17 protein-coding genes and 3 pseudogenes are annotated in these 20,982 nt (G+C 62.6%); 18 read left to right on the top strand and 2 right to left on the bottom strand.

Annotated elements, in window-relative coordinates:
• The first annotated feature begins 189 nt into the window (after positions 1 to 189).
• The 8 genes and pseudogenes from ACWPN3_RS11950 (at position 190) to ACWPN3_RS11985 (ending at position 9,448) form a co-directional block, all read left to right on the top strand.
• On the top strand, positions 190 to 1,824 hold the full coding sequence (locus ACWPN3_RS11950; RefSeq protein WP_492242955.1) for a glycosyltransferase 61 family protein: 1,635 nt from the start codon (positions 190 to 192) through the stop codon (positions 1,822 to 1,824).
• A 64-nt stretch (positions 1,825 to 1,888) separates the two neighbouring features.
• Positions 1,889 to 3,742 (top strand): thiamine pyrophosphate-binding protein, encoded by a 1,854-nt coding sequence (locus ACWPN3_RS11955; RefSeq protein ID WP_492261415.1) that lies wholly within the window; start codon positions 1,889 to 1,891, stop codon positions 3,740 to 3,742.
• The gene (locus ACWPN3_RS11960) at positions 3,742 to 5,271 is read left to right on the top strand and encodes a glycosyltransferase family 2 protein (protein WP_492242957.1); all 1,530 of its coding nucleotides are present in this window, start codon (positions 3,742 to 3,744) and stop codon (positions 5,269 to 5,271) included. Before ACWPN3_RS11955 ends, ACWPN3_RS11960 begins: the two co-directional genes overlap by 1 nt.
• Entirely contained in the window at positions 5,271 to 5,984 is a 714-nt protein-coding gene (locus ACWPN3_RS11965) for a NeuD/PglB/VioB family sugar acetyltransferase (protein WP_492242958.1), read from the top strand. The genes ACWPN3_RS11960 and ACWPN3_RS11965 overlap by 1 nt, the downstream gene beginning before the upstream one ends.
• A gap of 105 nt (positions 5,985 to 6,089) precedes the next feature.
• On the top strand, positions 6,090 to 7,124 hold the full coding sequence (locus ACWPN3_RS11970; RefSeq protein ID WP_492242959.1) for a glycosyltransferase family 2 protein: 1,035 nt from the start codon (positions 6,090 to 6,092) through the stop codon (positions 7,122 to 7,124).
• A gap of 21 nt (positions 7,125 to 7,145) precedes the next feature.
• A complete protein-coding gene (locus ACWPN3_RS11975; RefSeq protein ID WP_492243191.1) occupies positions 7,146 to 7,808 on the top strand; it encodes an NAD-dependent epimerase/dehydratase family protein in 663 nt (220 codons plus the stop codon).
• A 13-nt stretch (positions 7,809 to 7,821) separates the two neighbouring features.
• Positions 7,822 to 8,082: a hypothetical protein gene (locus ACWPN3_RS11980; protein ID WP_492242960.1), complete on the top strand. Its 261-nt coding sequence runs from the start codon at positions 7,822 to 7,824 to the stop codon at positions 8,080 to 8,082.
• Positions 8,083 to 8,498: 416 nt separating this feature from the next.
• A pseudogene (locus ACWPN3_RS11985) lies at positions 8,499 to 9,448 on the top strand (IS630 family transposase).
• Positions 9,449 to 9,460: 12 nt separating this feature from the next.
• Here the strand turns inward: ACWPN3_RS11985 and ACWPN3_RS11990 are convergent.
• A complete protein-coding gene (locus tag ACWPN3_RS11990) occupies positions 9,461 to 9,595 on the bottom strand; it encodes a hypothetical protein (protein WP_492242961.1) in 135 nt (44 codons plus the stop codon).
• A 256-nt stretch (positions 9,596 to 9,851) separates the two neighbouring features.
• On the opposite strand from ACWPN3_RS11990, the gene ACWPN3_RS11995 reads away from it, so the two are divergent.
• Genes ACWPN3_RS11995 through ACWPN3_RS12010 form a run of 4 tightly spaced genes read left to right on the top strand, consistent with a single transcriptional unit; the run spans position 9,852 to position 11,906 of the window.
• On the top strand, positions 9,852 to 10,301 hold the full coding sequence (locus ACWPN3_RS11995) for a hypothetical protein (protein ID WP_492242962.1): 450 nt from the start codon (positions 9,852 to 9,854) through the stop codon (positions 10,299 to 10,301).
• A gap of 29 nt (positions 10,302 to 10,330) precedes the next feature.
• Entirely contained in the window at positions 10,331 to 10,477 is a 147-nt protein-coding gene (locus tag ACWPN3_RS12000; RefSeq protein ID WP_492242963.1) for a hypothetical protein, read from the top strand.
• Complete coding sequence (locus ACWPN3_RS12005; protein WP_492242964.1) at positions 10,474 to 11,310, top strand: substrate-binding domain-containing protein; 837 nt, start codon at positions 10,474 to 10,476, stop codon at positions 11,308 to 11,310. Before ACWPN3_RS12000 ends, ACWPN3_RS12005 begins: the two co-directional genes overlap by 4 nt.
• Before the next feature lie 2 nt (positions 11,311 to 11,312).
• Positions 11,313 to 11,906 carry a DUF2478 domain-containing protein gene (locus tag ACWPN3_RS12010; protein WP_492242965.1) on the top strand — a complete coding sequence of 198 codons (594 nt, stop codon included), beginning with the start codon at positions 11,313 to 11,315 and terminating at the stop codon, positions 11,904 to 11,906.
• Between the two features lie 114 nt (positions 11,907 to 12,020).
• Here the strand turns inward: ACWPN3_RS12010 and ACWPN3_RS12015 are convergent, their stop codons facing one another.
• Positions 12,021 to 13,253 carry a benzoate/H(+) symporter BenE family transporter gene (locus ACWPN3_RS12015; RefSeq protein WP_492242966.1) on the bottom strand — a complete coding sequence of 411 codons (1,233 nt, stop codon included), beginning with the start codon at positions 13,251 to 13,253 and terminating at the stop codon, positions 12,021 to 12,023.
• Positions 13,254 to 13,367: 114 nt separating this feature from the next.
• On the opposite strand from ACWPN3_RS12015, the gene pdxR reads away from it, so the two are divergent.
• From pdxR to ACWPN3_RS12045, 6 genes and pseudogenes are all read left to right on the top strand, one after another.
• Entirely contained in the window at positions 13,368 to 14,858 is a 1,491-nt protein-coding gene (pdxR, locus tag ACWPN3_RS12020) for a MocR-like pyridoxine biosynthesis transcription factor PdxR (RefSeq protein WP_492242967.1), read from the top strand.
• 248 nt (positions 14,859 to 15,106) lie between these two features.
• On the top strand, positions 15,107 to 15,769 hold the full coding sequence (locus ACWPN3_RS12025; protein WP_492242968.1) for a nitrogen fixation protein NifQ: 663 nt from the start codon (positions 15,107 to 15,109) through the stop codon (positions 15,767 to 15,769).
• A 151-nt stretch (positions 15,770 to 15,920) separates the two neighbouring features.
• A complete protein-coding gene (locus ACWPN3_RS12030) occupies positions 15,921 to 17,360 on the top strand; it encodes a TonB-dependent receptor plug domain-containing protein (protein WP_492242969.1) in 1,440 nt (479 codons plus the stop codon).
• Between the two features lie 75 nt (positions 17,361 to 17,435).
• Positions 17,436 to 19,005: pseudogene (gene istA / locus ACWPN3_RS12035) on the top strand (IS21 family transposase).
• Positions 18,935 to 19,664: pseudogene (gene istB, locus ACWPN3_RS12040) on the top strand (IS21-like element helper ATPase IstB). The pseudogenes istA and istB overlap by 71 nt, the downstream one beginning before the upstream one ends.
• A 247-nt stretch (positions 19,665 to 19,911) precedes the next feature.
• Positions 19,912 to 20,982 (top strand): recombinase family protein (locus ACWPN3_RS12045; RefSeq protein WP_492261416.1); only part of this gene is annotated, 1,071 nt, incomplete at its 3' end.

Below are 20,982 nucleotides of genomic sequence, written 5' to 3' on the forward strand. Positions count from 1 at the left end.
CACGTAACTTTCTTACGGCGTGTCGGCAAATGCCGGGAGCAAGAAACCGTCAAAGGACTCCCAGCAAAATCGCAACCAGCAGCAGTGGTATGTTTAAAATAATGCCAGTGTCATATTGATTGATTTGAAAATATTTCATATAATCGCAGACTATTATTTTCTGTTCTCGCTTGGTGGCAAGGCAAGCCTATGGATGTCGATCCGAGTATGATGCACAAGCTCACCATGGATTATGTCGCTGCCGCTCGCTCACGCGACTATGGGCGTGCGAAAAGAATCCTGAGGAAATTTGTCGCATTGGAGCCTGCTTCAGCAAGATTTTATATCCACATCTCCGGGGTCTGTTCGGAGGAAGGCGATTTTGCCGAAGCAATCGGCTTGTTGAGCCATTCCAAGATTCTGGACCCGAATGATGGGTCTCTTCACCTCGCGCTTGCCTATTGCTACGAAGCAGTGGGGCAAATACATCTCGCCAAAAGCATTATCGAAAAAGAACTCGCAAGAGATCCCGGATCGTTCATCCTCCGCCAACTGTCTTTTTCTCTTGCGATGAAGGACAATGACCATGCGGTGGCGGCGGAGATTGCCGAAGATTTGCTGGAACACCCGGAAATAGACAAAGAAAAATTCGTGGATACCGCTGACCTGCTGATCTCCCTGATGGGACCGGCAGCGGCACTCCAGAAATTCAAAAACCTGTCGGTGAGAAGCACCAAGCCAAACATCGACAGCTCAGTAGAGGCTTATAAACACCTGTTGACGGAAGGGATCAAATCCCCGGATAGCGTCGATGTCTGCCGCATTCAGGATATGGAACAGGAAAACCTGTGCCATCGACTTCCTTTGTCTGAACATCGAAAGCTCCTGCATATTCATGACGCTTACATTGGTATCTCCAGCCAGACGCTAATGGTACAGAACAAGCTGTGCCGGGATTTCTGTTACCATATCGAGAGCGATGCCTCGTCGGACATCGTGAGACTCCCGAACACGAGATTCGGCACAAAGAAGAAATTCAATTTCATTGATGTCAAGGAAGCAATACTCGTCGGCGGAGGAAGCAATTACTATCATTGGATGATAGACTATCTACCGAACCTGGGAATTCTCGAAAAGACCGGAATTCTCAGGAATGTCCCCGTCATATTCAATGCGAACCTTACAAGCTTTCAAAAGCAGTCCCTGGAACATATCGGTTTCGACTTCTCCAGACATCTCGATCCGGGTGATACGAAAATATTCCGCTGCTCGCAGCTTTGGGCAACCGTCAGGCTCCCCGGCAGAAGGCACATCATGGGCGTCCCCGATTGGTGGCAGTCGGAGGTCGACATTGAAACGTTGTCCTGGCTGCGAGACTCGTTTCTCGGGAAATCGGCTGGTGAAGGTCGGCAAGGGAAGCGAAAGCTGTATCTGTCTCGCGGAAACTCTCGCTCCAGACGTCTGTTGAACGATGGAGAGGTCGTCGACCTCATGATGGCTGCCGGCTATGAGATCGTCCACCCGGAACTGCTTTCGGTTGCAGACCAAGTCAGCCTGTTCGCCAATGCCAGTCATGTCGTTGGCGTGCATGGTGCCGCATTCACAAATATTGCCTTCATGCCTTCGGGATCGAATATTCTGGAGATAGTGGGAAATTTCAAGCCTCCAGAATTTTATAAAAAAATCTCTGATTTGCTTGGTCTTAAGCATGAATTTATTGAGGGATCGATCAATAAAATACACAAAACAACGTTTTCGTCGGATCCGCGTTTTGGCGATATTTTGATCGATATGTCAAAGCTCAAGAGAAAGCTATCGGTATTCGACGACAGTTTTTGCAAATGAATTGGCCACCCCCCGAAATCGGCCAGGGTTATACAACCGGCCAGCCGTTCCGTACGAGTGTCAGATGACGATCAGGGTTTCCGACTATATCGCCTCGTTCATTGCAGAAACTCTCGGCCTGCGAGATGTTTTTCTCATCTCGGGTGCCGGAATCATGCACCTGACCGACAGCATCGCCCGCCATCCCACTCTGCGGGCGGCTTGCCTTCATCACGAACAGGCGGCCGCCATGGCGCTGGACGCCTATGCCCGCATCAACGGACATTTCGCGGTCGGCTGCTTCACCACCGGGCCGGGGGCCACGAACGCCATAACCGGCCTGGTCGGAGCATGGCAGGACAGTGTGCCCTGCCTGTTCCTGTCCGGGCAGGTCAAGCTGGCAGCCGCCTCCCACACCGCCGGCGTGCCGGGCCTGCGTCAGTTCGGCGTGCAGGAATTGGACATCGTTCCCATTGTTTCGTCGATCACCAAATATGCGGTCATGCTGACCGACCCACTCCGAATTCGCTACGAGCTGGAAAAGGCGGTCCACATGGCCCGCTCCGGGCGCCCCGGTCCCGTGTGGATCGACATTCCGATGGATGTTCAGGCGGCCTGGATCGAGCCGGACGATCTGGCCGGGTACGACATCGGAGAGTGCGGAGCCGGCGTTCCGCGTCCTGCATCCGACGAGGTGACGCAGGTATGGGAGCGGCTTCGCCTTGCCGAACGACCCGTCATCATCGCCGGACAGGGCGTCCGATTGGCGGGAGCGTGCGATGCTCTCCGGTATCTGGCCGAACGCCACCAAATCCCGGTAGTCACCCCCTATCTCGGGCTCGACGTCATGAGCCACGATCTCCCCGTCTATATCGGCAAGCCGGGCGTCCGGGGCGACCGTGCGGCGAATTATGCCATGCAGAATGCCGATCTGATCCTGGCGATCGGCACCAGCCTGCCCGTTTCCGTCGTCGGCTATGACCATGCGCAGTTTGCCCGCGCCGCCACCCGGATCGTCGTCGATATCGACCCCACCGCCCATCGAAAGCCGACGATCTCCATCGATCAGTTGGTGGTTGCCGATGCGAAGGACTTCATCGACCTTCTGCTTGAGACGGCGGAGCATGCCGCCCCCTCCGCCCCGCCATCCACGGCAACCGCGTGGCTGGCGCGCTGCGTCGACTGGAAGACCCGCTACCGGGCGGACCTTCCCGATCCTGCCGACACCCTTGGCGGTGTTCACAGCCATAGCCTGATTGCGGCCTTGTCCCGACGGTCGCAGGATGGTGACATCTTCGTCTGCGACACCGGGACGGCCATGTATGCCACGGCGCAGGCGATCCGGCTGACCGAACAGGGGCAGCGCTTCATCACCTCGGGCGGCATGGCCTGCATGGGCTATGCACTTTCGGCCGCCATCGGAGCGGCTTTCGCCGGAGGCGACCGGCGCGTGCTGGCAATCACCGGCGACGGCTCGCTTCAGATGAACGTTCAGGAGTTGCAGACCCTTTTCCATCACCAGCTTTCCATCAAGCTGTTCGTGCTGAACAACGCCGGCTATCTGTCGATCCGATCGACCCAGCAGAAGTACTTTGCCGGCCGCCTGATCGGGGAAGGCGCTGAAACGGGTGTCAGCATGCCGGACACGCTCAAGCTTTGTGCCGCCTATGGCCTGCCGGCGGAACGGGTGACATCTTTGGAGGAGCTGGACGAGGCGCTGGAGCGGGCCCTGGCCGCATCGGGCCCCTATGTCGTCGATGTCGTCATGCCGGACAACCAGCCGGTGGTTCCGGCGCTCTCCTCCAGAATCGAGCCCGACGGCAGCATGTCCTCCAGCCCACTGGAGGACATGTATCCCTTTCTTCCGCGCGCCGAGCATCATGCCAACATGCTGATCGACAAGGCATCCCGGCGAAAAAACGACGTTGGTGACGCCTGATGCAGCAGGTGCAATCCAACCAGATCGAAACCCTCGACGCGGTTAGACGGGAAATCGTCGCGGCCCAGGCCTTTCTGGGCAAGGCCCTTTCGGATGGTGTTCCTGTTCCGCCGAAGCCGGTCAACCCGACGATCAGCATCGGGATTCCCATCTACAACCGGCATGCCGAGACCCAGGATCTCATCGCCGTTCTGTGCTGGCAGATTTGCCAGCTCGATCAACACATATCGGTCGATATTCACGACAACGGTAAGGATGAACGCAACGTCCGGTTCATAGCAGGAATTTGCGAAATATTTCCATTCGTCAGGTATCGACGCTGCTTCTGCAATGTCGGAGCGGATCTGAACATTTCATCGCTCTATATGCTCAGCGAAACCCCGTTCCGGTGGATTCTGGGCGACGACGATCTGCCGGCCCCAGGCGCCTTGGGACAGGTCGCGGATGTCGTTGCCCGCCATGGCGACAAGACCGTGACCTTGTTCCATCTCGGCAATCTGATTGTCGACGCAGAATTACGCGACATCACCCACGATAAGGACATGCCAAGCTCTCAATATGAGCCTGGAATTCATTTTCTTGACATGGATCGATCCGTTCTGGGCATCGGCCGCGAATTTCTTAGAATGAGCGCCAACATCGTCAAGGTCCTTCCTTTCCATGACATCGTGGAACGTCATCTGGTTGGGCTCGGCCTTTCGCCCATCTGCTTCAATCTGAACGCCCTGACCCACGGCAAATGCTGCTTCATCAATCATCCCTTTCTCATCTATCGCGAAGGAGATAAATCGCACTGGATTTCCAGGTGGCCGCATATCGCACACTATAATTTTCCACGATTTCTTGGCGCGATGGCGCTGAACGGGCTGCTTTCCACCGCGACGGTGGACAGCTTTTTCAATGCACGGCCGGATTTCGTCTTCGGTGAAAATGCGGAACGTGCATCGGCCTTCAACCACAGGAACTGGCATCGGATGCTCGCGGCGACCGAGCTTGAAAATGCCGAGGCCAATCTGGCCAGCAACGATCTGATGAGCGGGCTTTTGAAGGATTGGGCGAACGGCCGACCCGTGGAGATCGATTGCCTGGTCCACGGGCGGGCTTTCCGGCCCGAATGTTTCGGCGAAATCGCGCCCGGCTTTTTCGAGATCGACGAGCGGCTGATGTATGTCATCACCTCGGCCGACGGCAGCGGCAGTTGCGCCGGATTCCGCCTCTTCGGCATTCCTGCCTTCGGGCAGGCGGTGTGCGAGCTTCAGACCTGGGTGCGCGACGATGGGCAGCCTCCGGTGGTCAGCAGCCTGGGCATCAGGCCATCCGGAGAAAACTGTCCCTTCCGGCAGATTGCGGCCATCTCTCCCGCACCGGGCCGGCCGATTCTGTTCAAGGTTCCGCTGGGACAGGTCGATGGTCCGGTCGATCTGGAAATCCGCTTCACGCTTGACAGCAGGCAGCCGGCAGGAACAACCGCACTGTGTGTCTTGAAACGGCTCGTCATCTCTCTGTCGACAATTGAAGGATGCGCTTGATGGTGCCGCTTGAAGGGCAACCGACCGGATCGGGAGCGGAGCGCGTCGTGATCCTTGGCGGAGGCGCAATCGGCACCATGGCAGCCGATCTCTGCACCGTCACCGGCCGGGAGCTTGTGGGCTTCCTCGACAATAACAAGGAGCCGCAAACACATGTTTACGGCACTCCGATCCTCGGCCCCTTCGATCTGCTGGAGAGGGATGCCGGGTTGCGCGCGGCCTGCCATTTCATCGTGGCGGTCAGCGATGCCGGGCTGCGCCGCGAATGGCTCGGGCGGATCGCTGCAGCAGGGGCGCGGCTGATCACGCTGATCCATCCGTCGGTCTCCTGCTCGCCTTCGGCCTGCCTGGGTGAAGGCATCATGATCTTCCCTTTCACCACGATCTATCCCGGAGCACAGATCGGCGAGGGTTGTCTGATCGAAGGCCATGCCTGCGTTGGGCCGGAGGTGTCGGTCATGCCGGTCTGCGTGATCGCAGAGGGGTCGATCTTAGGCCATCAAACCCACATCGGTGCCGGCAGCTTCATCGGCGCCGGAGCCGTAACACGTCCAAACGTCACCATTGGCGAGGGGTGCCTGATCGGGGCGAACAGCACGGTCATCCGCGATATCCCGTCATTCAAGGTTGCGGTCGGATCGCCGGCACGCGTGCTGCGGGACAATCTTTCTCTCAATCCCGCGCTTGCGGAACGGAGCCGGCAGAACCGCTGACGGAAGCATTCCTGGGTGCCAAACCCAGCCTCACCAGCATCATGACAGTTCCATTGCCGTGCTTCGGCACAGACTTGAAATTCCTTCTCCAGCCATTGGACAGCCATGATTCCTCTTCTGTCGATCGTCATTCCCACTTACAACCGCGACAGCTTCCTTTCGACACTGCTGACGGAACTGGCCAGACAATCGGCCGGTCTGCCTGCGGGAACGGTAGAGGTCGTTGTGCTGGACAATGCCAGTTCCGACCGCACCAACAGCGTGTGCCACGATATCGCGGCCGAACTTCCCTGCTTTCGCTACATTCGCAACCCGGTGAACATAGGCGCCGATGAAAACGTCCTGCGCTGCCCGGAGGCGGGAAGCGGCGAATGGCTGTGGATCTTCGGCGACGACGACATTCTGCATGATGGGGCATTGGCCCGTATCGTCGACCTGCTGAGGGAAACGCCCAGCGATATGGTGCTTCTGAACTACAGACAGGTTCATCGGGATGGTCTGACTTTGCTGGCCGAGAAGGTTTGCCCACTCGACGACGACATGACGCTCCCATCGTTGGGCCAATGGCTCGAACAGCCTGCCTCGCTTTGTCTGCTTGCCTTCATCACGTCCGCAATTGCCCGCCGGGCGCCGATGGTGAAGATCGACCCGTCGCCATACCGGACAAAAAGCTATTTCACCTTCCTCGGTGTCCGTTTCGAGCCGTTTGGGGACCGACCGGTGCACATCGTTGCAAATCCCTGCATCACCCAGCGCCAGTACAATTATCGTCCGGAACATGCCGATGCCCCGACCATAGGCATCGATACTTTTACTGGAATCGCCATTTACCGACTTCTCTTGCAGATCGCCAAGCGCAGCCATCTGCGTCCAGGAGAGCTATGGTCCGCCTCGGTCATCGATGGCATCGGTCAGGAGCTGCCGGTCATGAATTTTCTGGACTGGTTGATGAAGCACTCAATCGTCCCATCGCTTTCCGCCAATTTCCACGCGATGACGCCAGAGCAATGGAAGGCTCTCATGGACTTTTACCGGAACGAATCCGGTGAACTGCCCGAGCGGATCAGGAACCGCCTGCTGACAGCGATCAATGCCGCAATCGAGGCCCACAATGCGCTGTTCCGTTTGAAAGGAGCCTGACCCGTGACCTGACGCCGGATGATGTTTCGGACGGCGATCCTCGGCGCAGGGGGCTTTCTGGGTGCCTGGCTGACACGGGAACTGCTTGCGTCAGGCCATGCGGTTCTGGCCGTCACCCGGCCGGGCGGTGGTGAATGGCGCCTTGCCGGACTGGCTTGCGCCAGAGCTGCCGCAGATTTGGCGGACACCGACGCCCTGCGTTGGCTTCTGCGCGAGTTCCGGCCCCAGTCGATTGTCAATATGGCTTGGTCCGGTGTCGCCAACGCCCATCACGACGATCCGGCGCAAGCCGGCAACGTCGCCATGACGGTGCGGCTCGTCGCTTTGGCCGCAGAGTTGCGCTTGAGCTGCTTCGTCGGCGTCGGATCCCAAGCCGAATATGGGCCGCAGAACCGTATCCTGCGGGAGTGCGATGAGTTGAGGCCGACCACGCATTATGGCAGGGCGAAGGCAGATGCCGGTCGGGAGGCTGCAAGAACTCTGTGCCGACAGCGGGATGCGTTTCGCTTGGCTGCGCGTCTTTTCGACCTATGGAGCGATGGACAACGGGAAATGGCTGATCCCGATGGCGATCAGTCAGCTTCTGCACGACAAGCCCGTTCCCTTGACGGGCTGCGAGCAAAGATGGAGCTTTCTGCATGCCAGCGACGCCGCCGCCGCCTTCCGCGCGGTGGTGGAGCATGACAAAGCGAATGGCATGTTCAACCTTGGCCATCCCGAGGCTCCGCCCTTGAAGGAAACGCTGATCCGGCTTCGCGATCTCGTCGACACGCATGGCATCCTCGACTTCGGCCGCCTGCCTTACGGCCCGAACCAAGTCATGCTGCTCCAACCGGATGTCCACCGTTTGCACCGGCTTGGCTGGCAGCCGAAAGTCGAACTCAATGCCGGATTGCGGGAGACCGTTCGCTGGTTCACAGATCGGCCCACCCCTCAAGGCTTTCCGCTCGCCCCCTGACAGACATGAGCACAGTCCTCAGCAGCAAAGTTGGATCGTGCCCCGGCCGTGGTTTAGATGCTTAATGTTTGGTCCCGGCATGCGCTGGTCCGCATGAAAAGCCCCCACATCAGTGTCGCCGCAGACAGGCCGCGCCCGTCCGGTTCCGGCTGCATGGCGTTCAGCACCCGCGCCATCTCTCCCTCCAGATGGTGGAAGACCGTCACCACCCGCCCCCCTCCGGTGTCAGGACGGCGCCACCGCCTGTGCGCCGCCGGCCCTGCCATCGACCAGTGGACGGCCGAACAGGTTGTTCATGGCGTCGACGGCGTTCCAGGCCGCCTTTTAGAGCGGATTGACGTGCATGTGAATCGGGTGATTCCCGTGAGGTCGGAAATGTGATTCAAGATTCGGGCTGGTGAAGGAGGCTGGCCCGCATGTCCAAGGCGCTTTCCGTCGATCTGCGTCAGCGCGTTGTCGATGCCGTTCATGCCGGGTCTTCCTGTCGGGCGGCGGCGGCGCGCTTCGGTGTTGGCGTATCGTCTGCGATCCGCTAGGTGGCACGGGCGCGCACGCGGGGTGACCTGACACCGGACAAGCGCGGCGGGAACGTGCGCTCGCGCCGGATCGATGAGCACCGGGAGTTCCTCCTGGCTCTGATCACGGCGGAGCCGGACCTGACCCTGGCGGAGGTAGCCGAGCGTCTGGACGCGGCAACGGGCTATCGCCCCTTGCCCAGCATCGTGTGCCGGTTCTTCCAGCGCCACGGCGTGACGCGGAAAAAAAGACGGCGCATGCCGCCGAACAGAACCGGCCGGACATAGCAGAACAGCGCGAAGCCTGGTTCGACGGCCAACCGGACCTCGATCCGGAGCGTCTGGTGTTCATCGACGAGTGCGGCACCTCCACGAAGATGGCCCGGATGTACGGCCGCGCGCCAAGGGGCGAGCGATGCCGCGCTCCGGTCCCGCATGGCCACTGGAACACGACCACCTTCGTCGGCGCGCTCCGGCTGTCCGGCGTCACCGCGCCGATGACGCTGGGCGGCGCCATGAACGGTGCGGCCTTCCTCACCTACGTCGAACGCGTTCTGGTGCCCACGCTGACGCCCGGCGACATCGTCGTGATGGACAACCTGCCACCCCACAAACTTCCCGCTGTTCGAAACGCCATCGAAACAGCCGGGGCGACGGTGATGCTCCTGCCGCCCTACAGTCCCGACTTCAATCCGATCGAGATGGCCTTCTCCAAAATCAAGACCCGGCTGAGAAAAGCCGCCGCCCGAACCCTGCCCGATCTCTGGGAAGCCATCCGCGACGCCATCGACGCCGTCACCCCCAATGACTGCCGATCCTACTTCACCGCCGCAGGCTATGAACCAGAATGATCGGAATTCGCTCTAGGTGATGCCGTCCGACCGCGCCGCGGCGGAGATGCCGCCCTCCCGCGCCACCGCCTCCAGCAGCCGGATGCGATCCGCGCCGACCGGCGATGCGTTGGCCGCAGCGAGGGAAAGCTGTGCGCGAACGGGCATGGTCGAACTCATGATTTCGTTATGTAGCTCAATTATTTAACAATATAACACATATGGTTATTGCCCGCTTTTCCCGTCAGGGAACAACGCCGGCATCGCGAAAGTCGCCGTTGGCGTTCACCGCCGATCATGGCGACGAGACGGGAGCAGGCTCTGCCCGGCTTTCACTTCTGCGGTCACGCAACAGGATGATTGCCCGATCCTCACCGAGCCTGATACGCTATATTCAATCGAATATAGAGGTGCGGACATCCCGATGGTCCATCTCCCGGTTATTCGCAGGTCCGCCGCTGGCACGGTCGGCGCGCTGCTTCATGACGAAAGGGCCGCCGCCTTCCCCAATCCGGGGCTGGCGCCCACCGGCGCGCACCGAGCCCGCATCCGGGACATCGCGCCGAACCTGCATTGCTCGGTCATGGGTTCCTGCCTGAGCACCGGCGAATTGCGCCAGGTCTTCGTCAATCTGGGTGACGCCGACGCCCGCACCGCAACCGATCACACCCTGCATGGTCGTGGCGTCCAGTTGGCCGGGCAACACAGCACGGCCGGCAAACTGCTGCACAAGACGCTGGACCGGCGCCATGACACGGCGGTCCGCCGCTTCGCCAAGGCCGGCACGGCCGAGGATGTCCGCCGGCTCTGGCTCCAGTCATTCGAGCAGGGTGACATCCCCGGTGCCTTTATGTCGGCGGACGGCCCAGCCTGATCAGCCAGGCCGACATCGCCTTCTTTCCGGTGGACTGCGTCAGCCATGCCGCCGCCGGACGCATCAAGACGCTGTGCCGTCAGGCCGGCAAACCTTTCGTCCCGCTGCGCAGCGCCAGCATTGCCAGCTTCATCGCGGCCATCGCCGCCCCACAGATCGAGGTCGAGGATCCATGAGTCCGCTCCGCCGCCTTGCCACCCTGACGCTGCTGGCAGCCACCGCCGCCATGTCAACCGCCCCTGTGTCCACGGCCCATGCCGAGGAACTGGTTCTCTATGGGGCGGGCAGTCTGCGCGCCGCGATGACCGCCATCGCCGCCGACTACGCCAAGGCGACCGGCAACAGCGTGCGCACCGCCTTCGGGCCATCCGGCCTAATGCGCGACCGGATCGAGGCGGGCGAGGCGGTCGATCTCTTCACCTCGGCCGACATGGGACATGCGCTGACCCTGCGCAAGGACGGGCGGGCCGCCGCCGCGGTGATGTTCACCCGCAACCGGCTGTGCGCCTTCGCCAAACCCGAGGCAAGGCTGGAGCCGGCCTCCTTCGCCGAGCGGCTGCTCGACCCGTCGGTCCGGATCGGCACCTCGACGCCTAAGGCAGACCCCGGCGGCGACTACACCTGGGAGATTTTCCAGCGGATCGGGCGGAACCATCCCGGCGCCTTCGCCACCCTCGACGCCAAGGCCAAGAAGATCGTCGGCGGCAGCACCGCCGCGGACCCGTCCGATCCCGATCCGATCGCCTCGGCCTTCGCACGCGGCGACATCACGGTCATGATCGCCTATTGCAGCGGTGCCGAACAGCGGCGCCAGGCCACGCCCGACCTCCAGGTGGTGCCGGTTCCGCCGCCCTACGCCACCGGTCCCGAATATGGCTTAGCGATCACCGACCTCCGGAAGCCGGCCGCCGTCGGGCTGATGCTGGCGATCCTGTCGCCGGAGGGACAGACGACGCTGGCGCGCTTCGGTTTCGACCCGGTCGGCCTGCCATCGGGCGGGGAGCGCTGACCATGCCCCGTCCCCTCCACGGACACCCGTCCTTCGCCGGCATGCCTCCGGTCCGGCCCCGGTTCGACGACCGCTCCGACGTCGCGGCGGTCGTCTATGGCCGCACGGACGACCCCGACAGGCTGCTCTCCGGCTTCCTGCTCGACCTGCAGACCCAGGGCTTCGACGCGGTGGGGATCGTGCAGGTCCGCCGGGAGGCACCGTTGGACGGCAGGGCGGCGCATGGCTTCCGTCTGCTTTCCGGTCAGGGTACCCTTTCTCCCGATGAGGATCCCGGCGGCGAAAGCCTCGCCGGTATCGGACGGCGGCTGGCCGTTCTGGTCGAAGGGTGGCCTGACATCGTCGTGCTGAACCGCTTCGGCTGGCAGGAACTCAACGGCTCCGGCCTGCTCGACGTGTTGCACCTCGCGATGCTGCGCGAAGTGCCCGCGGTCATCGCGGTGCCCGAGGCACTGTTCCCCCACTGGCTCGACCTTGCCAACGGGCTGACCGTCAGGCTGCCCTGCGACCGGGCCGCGCTGGACCGCTGGTGGGTGTCGCTGTGGCGGGCGCCGCCGGGCGGACGTCATCCGACGGCGTGCGAACGCGACAAGTAACCGCGGCCGGCTCCACGCCACCGCCGCCAGACAGCAAGGTCGTCGGAACCGCCGTAACATTCAGCCCATGCACGACTTGGCACCGGATCGAGATGACGGAAGTGGTCATCGCCGTCACTTCGCGGTCCTTTCGGTCATGGGGAGGCCGGCCTGCTCACGGCGCGGCAGGCGGCCGTTCAGGACGAGGTGGGCGACAAGACCGATCACCAGCCCCCAGAAGGCCCCGCCGACGCCGAGCAGCGTGATGTTCGCCGCGGATGCCAGGAAGGTGATGAGCGCCGCTTCACGCGATGTCGGATCGGCCATCGCTCCGGCAAGGCTGCCGCCGATGGTGCCAAGCAATGCCAGACCGGCAAGCGTGGTGATGAAGGTGGCCGGGAAGGCCATGAAGACGGCGGCGAGCGTCACCCCGAACACGCCGACCAGCACATAGAAGCAGCCGGCCGCGATGCCCGCGATCCAGCGCTTTCGCGGGTCTTCATGCGCTTCCCTCCCGGTGGCGATCGCCGCCGTGATCGCCGCGATGTTGAAGGCGTGCGAGCCGAACGGGGCCATGACGAGCGAGCCAAGGCCGGTCACAGCGACGATCGGATTGGCGCTGGTCTTGAAGCCGTCGTTCCGCAGCACCAGCATCCCCGGCATGTACTGGCCGGTCAGCGTGATGAGAAACAGCGGCAACGCGACAGACAGCAGCGCATTCAGCGAGAACGCCGGCATCGTGAAGACGGGCATGGCGAACTCCGGCTTCAGACCTGACAGATCCACCCGGCCTTGCGTCAGCAGGAACACCAGCCCGAGAACGAGGATTCCGACCACGGCATAACGGGCGGAAAAGCGTTTCAGCACGACATAGGCGACAATCAGCAGTCCGACGAGCAGTGGATCGACGCTCGCGCCACCGAAGGCACCGACGCCGAATTGCAGCAGGATGCCGGCCAACAGCCCGGAGGCGATCCCCGGCGGGATCAGCCGGATGACCTTCTCGAAACAGCCCGAAAGACCGAGCGCGACGAAGGCCGCTGCCGAGATCATGTATGCGCCGACCGCTTCCGCATAGGGAGTCGTCGCCAACGCGGTGACGAGAAACGCCGCCGCCGGCGTGGACCAGGCGGTAATGATCGGCTCGCGAAAGCGCCAACTCAGGAACAGTCCCGTCAGTCCGACGCCGACGGAAACCGACCAGACCCACGAGGCCGTGAGTTCGGGGCTTAACCCAGCGACCTTCGCCGCCTGAAACACCAGGATGAAGGTGCCGCCATAGTTGACGATCACGGAGATCAGCCCCGCCACGATGGGATGGGTCAGGTCGTTCAGGCGGATGGACGAAGGGGAAGCATGTGAGGACATGATCCTGATGGGTCTCCTGAAGTTCGGGGCACACAGGCCAAGACAGCTGCATTGACAAATAGCCGGCCAATGGCCTGAATTGCCCATCCACTTCGTTCGAGAGACCCAGACCATTTGTTCAAGCATTCCCAACTGGAATCCGTGAAGGCATGGATTGCCCATCCCGCCCATTCCGCGATGCCGCTCCATGCGCGGATTCAACGGGCAATCCGGCACCTGATCGTCGATGGCGCGCTCGGGCGGGGAAAGCCGCTGCCAGCCTCACGCCCGCTCGCCAAATCGCTCGGTGTGTCGCGCGACACGGTTGAAGCCGCCTACGCCCAGCTTCATGCCGAGGGCTTCATCGACCGCCGGGTCGGCAGCGGCAGCTTCGTCGCCGAGATGACGGAGTTCACGCCGGGGCTCCGGCTATCCCGGCGTGACGCACTCACGCGCAATCAGGCCCCGAACCTCAGCAAACGCGGGGCCGCAATGTCCCGCAGCGGCGGGGTGCGCGAGATGATGATTCCGCGACCCTTCGCGCATGGCGTGCCGGAAACCCGTAGTTTTCCGCTTCAGCTCTGGGAAAGGCTGGAGCGACAGGTGCGCAAGGAGGCCAGCGCGCAGACGCTGTTTCATGGCGATCCGCAGGGGACCGAACCGCTGCGCCGCGCCATCGCCGACTATGTGAATCTTGAACGGGGAGCCCGCGCCACGGCCGACCGGGTGCTCATCCTCACCAGTTCGCAGCAGGCCATGTCGCTTTGCGCCAACATGCTGCTCGATCCCGGCGACCGCATCTTCATCGAAGATCCTGCCTATTACGGCGCACGCAAAGCATTCGATGCGGCGGGATTGGAATGCGTGCCGGTTCGTGTGGATCGGCAGGGCATCGTCGTCGATCAGATCATTGCCGAGCCCCGTAAGGCGAAAGCCGTTTCCCTGACGCCTTCCCACCAATTTCCAACCGGAGCCACACTGGCGCTGGACCGCCGCCTTGCACTCATCGAATGGGCCTCACGGAATCAGGCCTGGATCATTGAGGACGATTACGACAGCGAATTCCACTATGCGGGCAAGCCGACCGCCTGTTTGCAGGGGCTCGATGCCCACGACCGGACCATCTACATCGGCACCTTCACCAAGTCGCTGTTTCCGGGTTTGCGGATCGGCTACGTCGTGCTGCCGCCCCAGCTCGTAAAGCCGATGACTGTGGCGCGCACCCTGCTTGATGGGCATTCGGCTCCGATGCCGCAACTGACGCTTGCCCGTTTCATGGAGGGAGGGCATTTCGGCGCCTATGTGCGCACCATGCGCGCCATCTATGCCGAACGTCTCGATGTGCTCGTCGACCTCGTTCAAAAGCATCTGTCCGATTTCGTCGAGCCGCGCGTTCCAATCGGCGGACTGCAAATGCCGTGTCTGCTCATTGGCGATCTGTCGGAGCGTATGGCGATCGACGCCGGGCGGCGCGTCGGGGTCGAGCTTCTGGGATTGACGGCACTTCACGCAACGAGCGACGCCAAGGACGGTTTCCTGATGGGCTTTGCCGCTTACACGCCGGCCGAGATCGAGAATGCCGTCAAGAAGCTGGCGAACGCCTTTCTGGCGGTGGCCAAACCGTAGAAGACCGCCACTGCATTCCTTTGCCGAGGCGTTGCAACCGTCCATTAAACCCCATGCGCACTCAATGATCGAAAATTGCCGAGTGCTGGTGCAGGTCCTGACCGATGGCAAGCATGCCATCCCGAAGGCCCTGGAGAAGCCGATGGTCCATCGGGCATTCGTGTCGGAAGCGCCGCCGGTGCGTGGCGCGTTTCCCGTTGCCGTACTAAACATCAGATACGGATGAGCGCGATCAATGAGAGGCGGACATGACGGACTCGGCGGCTTACCATCGCCTGATGGCGTGCTCGGCATCAGGCAGCCTTGCCGATACGCAGGATCTCGGGCGCATGCTGCTGCGCCGCTGCAGCGACGCTTCGGCGCCCTACCCGTGCGCGTTGGGGCTGCCCCCGGACAGGCTGGGCGCCCTGGTCGAGACCGTCTTCCCGGAAGCGGCCGCCGGCTGGACGCCGGGGCGCTGCTTTTCCCGGCACGTCCATCGTCTGGCCGAAGCGGAAGCAGAGGATCACCCCGCCTGCCTCGTCTCCATCGACTTGGCCGCGCCGGAGATCCTGCGGTTGAAGCGCGAAGAGGAGGACTTCCTCGGCCTACTGCTGCGCAATCGCAGCACGGACCTGCCGATTGCCGCGGTTTTCGCCGCCATCATCGCGCGCGCCTGTGTGGAAAACGATCATCTCTGGCGCTCCCTCGGGCTGGCGGGGCGCAACGCCCTGGCGGATCTGCTCCGGCGCCATTTCCATCCGCTGGCGTCCGCCAACACCCGCAAGCTGCGCTGGAAGCGCTTCTTCTACGAGCGTCTCCACGCCGAAGGCCGGCCCACCGACCGGCCAACCGTCTGCGATGCCTGCTCCCATCATTCCGACTGCTATGGCGACATCATCCCGACGAGGCCGCACGGCATGCCTAAGTAGCGGATCATCCTGTTCCCAAGGCAGAGAGGCTTTTTGACAGAGAGGCCGCAATCGATATATCCGTATAGATATATCGATTGCGGATGGCAGGTGGGGCCTGTGGGGGAATACCGCATCGGTGAGAGGGAAACGGCTTATCATTGGGGGCAAGATGCGTAATTCCTGTCTGTATATTACGTTTACGATTGGGGCGCTGACCGCCGGTGGGGCGCTCGCCGCCGATGCCGCCAGCGATCCGGCCGTCAATGCCGGGGCCGGCATCTTCACGCTCGGCCAGATCAACGTGTCGGCCCAGGCGGCCGGACAGCCGATCGGCGGCTCCAGCCTGTCGGCGGACGAGATGCAGACCTTCAACAAGCAGTCGCTCGATCAGGCGATGGACATCATTCCCGGCGTCACGTCGTCAACGACCGGCGGGCAGCGCAACGAACGGCTGATCTACATCCGCGGCTTCGACCGCTACCAGATTCCGGTGATGATGGATGGCGTGCGGATATATCTTCCTGCCGACAACCGGCTCGATTTCGGCCGCCTGCTGACCCCCGACCTGTCGGAAATCCAGGTGTCGAAGGGCTACGCCTCGGTGCTGGACGGACCGGGCGCCATGGGCGGCGCCATCAACCTCGTCACCCGCAAGCCGACCCGCGCCTTCGAAGCGGAACTGCGCCAGGGGCTGTCCTTCGACAACCGGGCGGCCCTGGGCGGCTACACCACCTACGGCATGGCCGGCACCCGGCAGGAGCGCTTCTACCTGCAAGCCAGCGGCACCAGGACCGAGACCACCCACAGCCGCCTGCCGGAGAGCTTCAGGCCGGTGGCGTCGGAGAATGGCGGCAACCGCAACCAGTCGCAGACCAAGGACTGGTCGGTCAACCTGAAGGCCGGCTTCACGCCCAACGACACCGACGAATACTCGATCAATGTCCAGAAACAGTCGGGCAGGAAGGGCGCTCCGCTGAACGTGAACGGCACCGTCGCCAACCAGCGCTATTGGAACTGGCCCTATTGGGATTTGCAGAGCGTCTATTGGCTGTCGAACACCAGGATCGGCAGCGCGTCCTATGCGAAGACCAAGCTCTACTACAACACCTTCCAGAACGGGCTTTACTCCTTCGATGACGCCGCCCTGACGCGGCAGGCGACGTCACGCTCCTTCCGCAGCTATTACGACGACAAGGTCTATGGCGGCAGCGTCGAGCTGGGCACCGACCTGATCCCGATGAACACGCTGAAGGGCGCCCTGCATTTCCGCCGCGACGACCACAAGGAATGGCAGCGCCTCTACCCCGGCAATTTCCTGGAGCCCAAGCAGCGGGATCTGGAGGACACCTGGTCGGTCGCGCTAGAGAACAGCTTTCACGCCACGGAGTCCTTGGACATCGTGCTCGGCGCCAGCCACGATTGGCGCCGCCTGCACGAGGCGCAGGACTGGAACGGCACCGCCGCCGGCTCGATGATCGACTACAAGCGCGCCGACAGCGACGCCACCAATGCCCAGGGTGCCGTGGTCTACCGCTTCTCCAGGACTGGCGAGGCGCATGCCAGCATCTCTGTGAATCGGCATGGAATAAGGACCCCGTATAGGGGGTGATCGGCATCCAAACGGGACCCCCGATGCTTTGGGTCCACACTGGCCGCCATGGAGGACATGGAGGCCTGTCGAGGGATGCTGATTGTGGAAACGATCGCGAAGATCCGTCGTGCCTACTTCGTGCAGCAGAAGCCGATCAAGGTGATCTGCCGGGAGTTCGGGCTTTCCCGGAAGGTCGTGCGGAAGGTGATCCGGTCGGAGGCCACGGAGTTCCGCTACACGCGCACGAACCAGCCTTTGCCGAAGATCGGCCCCTGGCGTGAAGAGCTGGATGCTCTGTTGCTGGCCAACGAGGGGAAAGCATCACGCGAGCGCCTGACGCTGGTCCGGCTGTTCGAAACGTTACGGTCCCGCGGCTATGAAGGCGGCTACGACGCTGTCCGTCGTTATGCCCGGGTTTGGCGGCAGGAGCAGGGCCCCTCCGTCGCCCAAGCCTACGTGCCGTTGAGCTTTGCGCCAGGCGAGGCCTACCAGTTCGACTGGAGCCATGAGGTCGTCCTGATCAACGGAACGACGGTCACGGTGAAGGTGGCCCATGTCCGCCTGTGCCACAGCCGGATGCTGTTCGTACGGGCCTATCCGCGCGAAAGCCAGGAGATGGTGTTCGACGCCCACGACCGGGCCTTTGCCTTCTTCAAGGGAGCCTGTACGCGGGGCATCTACGACAACATGAAGACGGCGGTCGACACGATCTTCGCCGGCAAAGAGCGTGTCTACAACCGGCGCTTCCTGCAGATGTGCAGCCACTATCTGGTCGATCCGGTCGCCTGCACCCCGGCATCGGGCTGGGAAAAGGGACAGGTCGAGAACCAGGTCGGCTTGGTCCGCGAGCGCTTCTTCACCCCCCGGCTGCGGGTGAAGAGCTACGACGAACTCAACGGCTTGCTCCTGGACCGCTGCGTCGCCCACGCCAAGGCATATCGCCATCCTGAAATGCGGGAGCGGACGGTCTGGGAGATGTTCGAGACAGAGCGGCCGAGCTTGGTTCCTTATGCCGGGCGCTTCGACGGCTTCCATGCCGTACCGGCTTCGGTGTCCAAGACCTGTCTGGTGCGCTTCGACAACAACAAGTATTCGGTCGTGGCCGGCGCGGTGGGCCGTCTGGTGGAAATCCGCGCCTATGCCGAGCGGATCGAACTGCGCCAGGATGGACGGATCGTCGGTGAACACGCCCGGTGCTTCGGGCGCGACAGAACGGTGTTCGATCCCTGGCACTATGTCCCGGTCCTGGCGCGCAAACCGGGGGCCTTGCGCAATGGGGCACCGTTCAAGGATTGGGTCCTGCCGGCCGGTCTGGAACGCGTCCGGCGCAAACTCGCCGCCGTCGAGGACGGCGACCGGCAGATGGTGGACATTCTCGGCGCCGTGCTGAGCGACGGACTGCCAGCCGTCGAGGCGGCCTGCGCCGAGGCCTTGCGCGAGGGCGTTCATTCCGCCGCCGTCATCCTCAATATCCTCGCGCGGCGCCGGGAACCGGCGGCGGCGATCACGATCATGACCTCCGATGCCCTGCGGCTCCGGCACGAGCCGGCCGCCGATTGCGCCCGCTACGACAGCCTGAGGAGACCCCTGTGATGGAGCGTGCCGAGATCCTGGCCACCATGAGCGAACTCAAGCTCTACGGCATGAAGGCCGCCTACGATGAACTCATTGCCACCGCCGTCAAGCGCCAGCACGAGCCGCAGCGGGTCGTCGGCGACCTGCTCACCGCCGAGATCTCCGAGAAGCAGGCGCGCTCGATAAAGTACCAGATCACCATCGCCAAGCTGCCGCGCGCCAGGGACATCGACGATTTCGCCTTCGACGACACGCCGGTCAACGAAACCCTGGTGCGCGATCTCGCCGGCGGCGCCTTCCTGGCCCAGCAGCGCAACGTCGTGCTGGTCGGCGGCACCGGGACCGGCAAGACCCATCTCGCCATCGCGATCGCCCGGGCCTGCATCCGGGCCGGTTCCCGGGGACGCTTCTTCAACGTCGTCGATCTCGTCAACCGGTTGGAGGCTGAAACCAGGGCCGGCCGGCAGGGGCGCCTGGCCGATTATCTCGCGCGGATGGATTTCATCGTCCTCGACGAACTCGGTTACCTGCCCTTCGCCCAGTCCGGCGGTCAGCTGCTGTTCCATCTGATCAGCCGGCTTTACGAGCGCAGCTTCGTGATCGTCACCACCAACTTGGCGTTCGGGGAATGGCCGTCCGTCTTCGGTGACGCCAAGATGACCACCGCCTTGCTCGACCGGCTTACCCACCACTGCGAGAATCCTTGAGACCGGAAACGAAAGCTGGCGCTTCAAAAACCGCGCCTGACCTGGGTCGCCCAGGTCGCCCACAGCGCCTCCCCGCGCGTGCCGCTCCGTCGCAGATGAGGGCACTGCGCGGCACGCGCGGGTCCCCTCCATGGACGACCTGGGCGACAAGTCCTCACCAGCTCAACGGGGTCCCTTTTCCGCGCCGATCCAGGGTCCCAATCTCAAGCCGATTGACACTCAACTTCCACAATATCAAGCTGTACACGCCCCACCTCGGCGAGATCACCACGCTCCACATCGCCATCATGGGCATGATGGCGCAGGTACAGCTCAAGGAGACCGGTCAGAAGACCCGACGCAGTCATCTCGGCCTCGCCAAGGAGGGACGCATTCCCGGAGGCAAAGCCTATGGATACGACATCGTCGACGGTGACAAGGCTGGTGGCGGGTACCGCCGCATCAACCCGGACGAAGCCGCCGTTGTCCGCCGCATCTTCACGCTGTACGCCGACGGCATGAGCCCCCGCGCCATCGCCCGCCTGTTGAACGACGAGAATGTTCCAGGTCCCAGGGGGAGGAGATGGGTCGATACCACGATCCGCGGACAGGTCGCCCGCGGAACCGGCATCCTCAACAACGCCAACTATGCCGGCGTCCTGGAATGGGGACGTTGCGAGTTCGTCAAGGATCCGGGCACCGGCAAGCGCGTCGCCCGCATCAACCCTCAGGAAAAGCGGGAAATTGTTGAAGTCCCCGAGTTGCGCATCATCGACGACGTTCTATGGAACCGCGTCAAGGCGCGACAGGAGGCGGTTGCCACCGAGATCGGTCGGGATGAGCAGGGCAACGCTCTGAACCGCGTGCATCGGCGGCGCTTCCTTCTGTCCGGCGTGCTGGTGTGCGGCGTCTGCGGCTGCCGCTACACCATCATGGGCAAGGACCGCTACGGTTGCGCCGGCCACCGGAATTCCGGCACCTGCCCGAACGACCGCACCATCACCCGGCAGGCGATCGAGGGCCGTGTTCTTGCCGGGCTGAAGGAGCGCCTGCTCGGCGCCGACGTGGGCGCCGCCTTTATTGAGGAAATGGTGGTGGCGCAACGGCGTGATCAGGCCGAAGCCCGGAACCGGCGCGGCGACCAGGAGCGCGCCCTCGTCGGCATCGACCGGAAGATCGCGTCGATCCTGGAGGCGGTGGAGAACGGGATGTACAGCCCGGCCCTGAAGGAGCGGCTGTCCGCCCTGGAGGCCGAGCGCGCCACACTCGCCGCCGAGATCGACGCCCTGGGCACGGAGGCGCCGGAGATGCTGCTGCCGGCCAACCTGCCGGAGTTGTACCGGCGGAAGATCGCAGAGCTCGAGTCCGTGCTCGGCGAC

Source organism: Azospirillum sp. UENF 111221 (assembly GCF_058780625.1).